Source organism: Micromonospora sp. MH33 (assembly GCF_003013775.1).
Taxonomy (GTDB): Bacteria; Actinomycetota; Actinomycetes; order Mycobacteriales; family Micromonosporaceae; genus Micromonospora; species Micromonospora fulviviridis.
Genome location: NZ_MUYZ01000375.1, coordinates 1 through 5,628 on the forward strand (window position 1 = coordinate 1; position 5,628 = coordinate 5,628).

Annotated in this window: 7 protein-coding genes and 1 pseudogene; 4 read left to right on the top strand and 4 right to left on the bottom strand. The window is 75.6% G+C overall.

Features of this window, described 5'->3' with window-relative positions:
- The coding region (locus B0E53_RS32535; protein WP_146167861.1) for an acyltransferase domain-containing protein at window positions 1-887 on the bottom strand (887 nt) is incomplete at its 3' end.
- Between B0E53_RS32535 and B0E53_RS32540 the strand changes: the two are divergent.
- The 4 genes and pseudogenes from B0E53_RS32540 to B0E53_RS32555 all read left to right on the top strand — a co-directional run.
- Window positions 838-1,053, top strand: a pseudogene (locus B0E53_RS32540) (type II secretion system F family protein); the annotation flags it as partial. The gene B0E53_RS32535 and the pseudogene B0E53_RS32540 sit on opposite strands and share 50 nt — an antisense overlap.
- Window positions 1,054-1,076: 23 nt before the next feature.
- Window positions 1,077-1,244: a DUF4244 domain-containing protein gene (locus B0E53_RS32545; protein ID WP_013283643.1), complete on the top strand. Its 168-nt coding sequence runs from the start codon at window positions 1,077-1,079 to the stop codon at window positions 1,242-1,244.
- A 152-nt stretch (window positions 1,245-1,396) separates the two neighbouring features.
- Entirely contained in the window at window positions 1,397-1,777 is a 381-nt protein-coding gene (locus B0E53_RS32550; RefSeq protein ID WP_107079469.1) for a TadE family type IV pilus minor pilin, read from the top strand.
- A gap of 32 nt (window positions 1,778-1,809) precedes the next feature.
- The gene (locus tag B0E53_RS32555) at window positions 1,810-2,178 is read left to right on the top strand and encodes an Rv3654c family TadE-like protein (protein WP_107079466.1); all 369 of its coding nucleotides are present in this window, start codon (window positions 1,810-1,812) and stop codon (window positions 2,176-2,178) included.
- Between the two features lie 104 nt (window positions 2,179-2,282).
- Here B0E53_RS32555 and B0E53_RS32560 read toward each other — a convergent pair whose 3' ends face one another.
- From B0E53_RS32560 to B0E53_RS32570, 3 genes are all read right to left on the bottom strand, one after another.
- On the bottom strand, window positions 2,283-2,861 hold the full coding sequence (locus B0E53_RS32560; RefSeq protein WP_091315200.1) for a hypothetical protein: 579 nt from the start codon (window positions 2,859-2,861) through the stop codon (window positions 2,283-2,285).
- A 119-nt stretch (window positions 2,862-2,980) separates the two neighbouring features.
- The gene (locus B0E53_RS32565) at window positions 2,981-3,187 is read right to left on the bottom strand and encodes a hypothetical protein (RefSeq protein WP_107079467.1); all 207 of its coding nucleotides are present in this window, start codon (window positions 3,185-3,187) and stop codon (window positions 2,981-2,983) included.
- A 124-nt stretch (window positions 3,188-3,311) separates the two neighbouring features.
- Window positions 3,312-5,628: DEAD/DEAH box helicase (locus tag B0E53_RS32570; protein ID WP_107079468.1), on the bottom strand; the 2,317-nt coding region annotated here is incomplete at its 5' end.

The following is a 5,628-nucleotide window of genomic DNA, read 5'->3' on the forward strand; positions in this document are numbered from 1 at the left end:
GCGCCGCCGGACGGTGGGTCGACCGGCACCCAGCCGGTCCGGTAGCGCAGGCCGGCCAGGCGGGACGCCCGGCGCTGCCGGTCGCGGTAACCGGCCAGGGCGGGCAGCAGGTCGCCGAGCGGGTCCGACGACTCGGCGTCGAGCCCGAGCACGGCGGCCAGCGCGGCCGGGTCGCCGCCCTCGGCGGCCGCCCAGAACTCCCCGTCGGCCGGGTCGGCGGGACGCGGCGCGAGGTCGAGCAGCATCGGATCGGGCCAGAACCGCTCGTGCTGGAAGGCGTACGTGGGCAGGTCGACCCGGGCGGCGTCGGCGCCGTCGAAGAGAGCGGGCCAGCGTACGCCGGCGCCGCGCAGGTCCACGGCGGCGAGCGCGGCGAGCAGGCCGGCCGCCTCGGGCAGCTCCCGGCGGGCCAGCGGCACGAACGCGGCCGGCTCGGCGTCCGGCAGGCACTCCCGGGCCAGCGGGGTGAGCGCCGCGTCCGGGCCGATCTCCAGGTAGGTCCCGGTTCCGGCGGCGGCCAGGGTGGCCACGCCCGCCTGGAAGTGGACGGTGTCCCGGACGTGCCGCACCCAGTAGTCGGGGTCGGTGGCCTGGGCGGCGGTGAGCAGCGCGCCGGTGCGGTCGGAGACCAGCGGCAGGGTCGGCGGGTGCCAGGCGAGCTTCTCGGCGACCACCCGGAAGTCGGCCAGCATGTCGTCCATCCGGGCGGAGTGGAAGGCGTGGCCGACCCGCAGCCGGCGGGTCCGCCGGCCCGCCGCGGTGAGCCGCTCGCCGGCCGCCAGCACGGCGTCCTCGTCGCCGGAGAGCACCACCGACGCGGGGCCGTTGACCGCGGCCAGCGCCACCCGCTCGTCGAGCAGCGGCGCGGCGCTGGCCGGCGCGCTCACCCGGCTCGCCGACGACCTGCGGTCCGACCGCTCGACCGCGGCCGAGGCGGCCGCCCGGCGGGCCGGGGTGCTCATCGTTCTGCCGCTCGGGCTCTGCTTCCTGCCCGCCTTCATTCTCGCCGGTCTGGTGCCGGTGATCGTCGCCGTCCTCGGCGATGTGCTCTGAATCCCCGAGAAAGGGAGTACGACATGCGCAAACTCCTCACCCGCCTGCGCGGCGACGCCGGGATGAACACGGCCGAGTACGCCGTGGGCACCCTCGCGGCGGTCGCCTTCGCGGGGATCCTGCTGAAGGTGCTCACCTCCGGCAACGTGCAGTCCGCGCTCACCGCCGTCATCGACCGGGCGTTGAAGTGACCAGTCGCCGGTGGGCCGGCCGCCAGCCTGGCCCGGACCCGGGTTCACCGTCCTGCAGCCGTGGCCGTGGCCCTGCCCCTGGCCTTGCTCCTGGCCTTGGCCGTGGCTCTCGCCCTGGCCCTGGCCCCGGCTCTAAGACCGGGACCGGGCAGCTGGGACGGGCCGTTGGGCGGCGGCCGTGGGGCGCGCGGGAGCGGGGCTCGTTCACGGCCGAGTTGGCGGCCGGCCTGCCGGCGCTGATGCTTCTCCTCTTCGCCGGTCTCACCGCGGTCGACGCCGTGACCACGCGGGCCGGCTGCCTGGACGCCGCCCGGGAGGCGGCGCTCGCCGCCGCCCGGGGCGAACCCGGGTCGACCGCCGGCTCCCGGTACGCCCCGGCCGGCGCCGACATCTCGGTGACCGTGGCCGGCGACCGGGTCACCGTGACCGTGCGGGCGCCGGTCCGGAGCTTCGGCGCCCGGCTGCCCCGGCTCACCGTGTCGGGCACCGCGGTGGCCGCGGTCGAACCCGGCTCTCCCGGACCGCAGCCGTGACCGGGCGCCACCGGGTAGGCCCGGCTCGTCAGGTGACCAACGGGTGGGGAGGCCAGGGCGCCGAGCGCGGTGGGGCGACCGTGTGCCTACTCGCGGTGGGCCTGGTGCTCGTGCTGGTCGGGCTCTTCGGCGCCGGGCTCGGCGCGGCCCGGTGCGCGCGCCACCAGGCCCGGAACGCCGCCGACTTCGCGGCTCTCGGTGGCGCCGGCCGGGCGATCGAGGGCGCCGGCGAGGCGTGTGGACGGGCCGCCGCGCTGGCCGCGGCGAACGGCGGTCGGCTGACGGCCTGCCGACTCGACGGTGTCGACGTCGTCGTGACGGCGGAGGTGAGGGTCGCCCCACTGCCCGGGCTCGCCCGCACGGCGAGGGTGACCTCCCGGGCCGGGCCGGCCCGGGGCTGAGGACCGACGGTGGTGCCGGGGCGGAAGCCGTGCCGCCCCGACACCTCCGGGTCCTTGGCCGGGCGCTCGGGTACGGCGCGGCCCGGCCTGGTGAGCTGCGGGCGTCAGCGCGACTGGAGGGCGTCCAGGCCGACCGCCATGGCGATCACGAGTCGCCGGTCGATCTGCGGGTGGTGGATGTCGACGACGTACCGGTCGCGCAGGCCCCACTTCTTGTCGACCGAGAACACCGGCTGGCCGTTCGCCACGAAGTCGAAGTGGTAGGGCAGCCAGGAGAGCGAGTCGACGAAGCGGCGCAGCAGGGCAACCGGCAGGCTGCGCTCCTGCCCGGTGATCTGCGGCAGGCCGGCCTGCTCGACGTGCCAGGTGGAACGGAGCAGCGACTGGGCGAAGTCCTTGCGGAACAGACCGATCGGGGTGCCGGCGTGGTCGGTCACGTCGTAGGTGGCACCCAGGTCGAGGCGCTGCCGGGCCTTGAAGCCGAGCAGGGGGTACTGCTTGGAGTCGTCGGTGTAGATGGTCACCTGCTCCTTGAACGCGAGCCGCTTCTGCTGCGCGAACGCGAGCAGCCCACCCTCGGAGCCGTCCGGTGCCACGGAGTGGACCTCGTACTGGTTGACCATCATCCGGATCCGCTGGCGGACGATGAACCGCTGCTGGGCCTGCAAGCTGTCGAGCTGCATCTGATCTCCTTGAAGAGGCGAACGCCGGAGTCTCGCACAGCTCGGCCGTCATCGCCCGCCCGCGGCCCCCGCGTTCCGGCCGGTGATCCGATCGACCGCCGTCCACCCCGCGTCGGCGGTCAGCGGCCGCCGTCGACGGTCGCCTTCATGGCCCAGGCGTTGAGTACCTGGTGGATGCCGCGCAGGCGCTCGTTGATCTGTTCCAGGCGCTCCGCCTGGGCCAGGTTGGCCAGCGCGGTGCCCAGCGCGATCAGCTGGTCGGGGGTGAGGTTCTCCTGGTCGATCGTGTAGAGCAGGTCGACGGTCTCGGCGATCGTGTCGGCCACGGCTGTACCTCCCGGCGCGAAGAATCTCGGGTCACCTCGGGCTTCCAGTGATGCATGGAAGCGCTCCCATGCATCAATGCCCCGATGTCGCCCTCCTCATGCACGCGTCCCACCAGCCAGGAGCTCAGTCCGCGGCCCGCCCCGCCTGCCGCGGCAGCACCGCCCCGGGCCCCGCGTCCACCGCCCCGGGCCCCGCGTCGACCGCCCCGCGCCCGGCCTCGACCGCCGCGAGGTTGGCGAGGACCACGTCCAGGACCTTGACCGCGTCCGGCTTGGAGAGCGGGTTGTTGCCGTTGCCGCACTTCGGGGACTGGACGCAGGACGGGCACCCCGACTCGCACCCGCACTCGGCGATCGCGTCCCGGGTGGCACGCAGCCAGGCGGTGGCCGTCCCGTACGCCCGCTCGGCGAAGCCCGCCCCGCCCGGGTGACCGTCGTAGACGAAGACGGTGGGCGCCTCGGTGTCCGGGTGCAGGGCGGTGGAGAGCCCGCCGATGTCCCACCGGTCGCAGGTCGCCATCAGCGGCAGCAGGCCGATCGCGGCGTGCTCGGCGGCGTGCAGGGCCCCCGGTATGTCGGCGGCCTCGACGCCGGCAAGAGCCAGCGACTCCGGCGAGAGGGTGAACCAGACCGCGACGGTGCGCAGTTCCCGTGCCGGCAGGTCCAGCGGCCGGGTGTCGATCACCTCGCCGGTGGCGATCCGCCGCCGCTGGTACGACACCACCTGGCTGGTCACGTCCACCTCGCCGAGGAAGAGCCCGACCGGCCCGGCGTCCACGTACGACCGGACGGACACCACGGACAGCGAGGTGACGTCGCGGGCGTGGGTGGACCAGTCCGGCTCCTCGGCGTGCACCAGCGCGCACCCGTCGGCCAGGTCGAGCGAGTCGACCACGTACGAGACGCCCTGGTGCAGGTAGACCGCGCCGGTGTGGAGCAGGAAGTGCGACGAGCCGCCGTCGACGGTGCCGAGCAGCCGCCCGGTGGACTCCTCCACCACGCAGACCGGGGCCCCGCCCTCGCCGCGCAGGTCGACCTCGGGGCGTTCCCGGTGCCGCCAGTACCAGCCGGTGGGGCGCTGCCGCAGCGCCCCCGCCTCGACCAGCGAGTCGACCGCCTCCTTCGCGCCCTCGCCGAAGAGTTCCAGGTCGGCGGGGGTGAGTGGGGCCTCGTGCGCGGCGCAGGCGAGCTGCGGCGCGAGCACGTACGGGTTGGCCGGGTCGAGCACGGTCGCCTCGACGGGCCGCCCGAACAGCGCCTCGGGGTGGTGCACCAGGTAGGTGTCGAGCGGGTCGTCCCGGGCCACCAGCACCGCGAGGGCTTCGTCGCCGGAGCGGCCGGCCCGGCCGGCCTGCTGCCAGAGCGAGGCCCGGGTCCCCGGCCAGCCGCAGATCACCACGGCGTCCAGCCCGACCAGGTCGACGCCGAGTTCCAGCGCGTTGGTGGAGGCGAGCCCCAGCAGGTCGCCGGTGAGCAGCGCGCGTTCCAGCTCGCGGCGCTCCTCGCGCAGGTAGCCGGCCCGGTAGGCGGCCACCCGGTCGCCCAGCCCGGGCACCGCCTCGTCGAGGGCCCGCCGGGCGTTCGCGGCGACCACCTCGGCGCCGCGCCGGGACCGGACGAAGGCGAGCGTGCGTACCCCCTCGATCACGCTGTCGGCGAGCAGGTCGGCGGTCTCCCGCAGCGCCGAGCGGCGGACCGACACCAGATCGGCAAGTTCTTCGTCCGAAGAGGGAGGGGGCAGCAGCGGCGGCTCCCAGAGCGCGAAGGTCACCCCGCCGCGCGGCGAGGCGTCCTCGGTGACGGCCGTGACGGGCAGGCCGGTGAGCCGTCCGGCCGCCGTCGCCGGGTCGCCCGACGTGGCCGAGGCCAGCACGAACACGGGGGTACGCCCGTAGCGCGCGCACTGCCGGCGCAACCGCCGCAGCACGTGCGCCACGTGCGAGCCGAACACGCCCCGGTAGGTGTGGCACTCGTCGACCACCACGTACGCGAGCCGGCGCAGGAAGCCCGACCAGTGCGCGTGCCCGGGCAGGATGCCGTGGTGCAGCATGTCGGGGTTGGTCAGCACGAACCGGGAGTGCCGGCGGATCCACTCCCGCTCGGTGCGCGGGGTGTCCCCGTCGTAGGTGGCGGGGCGTACTCCCTCCAGTTCCAGGCCGGCGACGGCGCGGAGCTGGTCGGCGGCGAGCGCCTTGGTGGGGGCCAGGTAGAGCACCGTGGCGCGCGGGTCGGCGAGCAGGGTGCCCAGGGCCGGCAGCTGGTACGCCAGCGACTTGCCGGACGCCGTCCCGGTGGCCACCACGACGTGCTTTCCCGCGTACGCCAGCTCGGCGGCCTCGGCCTGGTGCCGCCACGGGGCGGCCACGCCGCGGCGCGCGAACGCCGCGCGCAGCTCGTCGGGTGCCCAGTCCGGCCACGGCGCCGGCTCGCCGGCCCGGGCC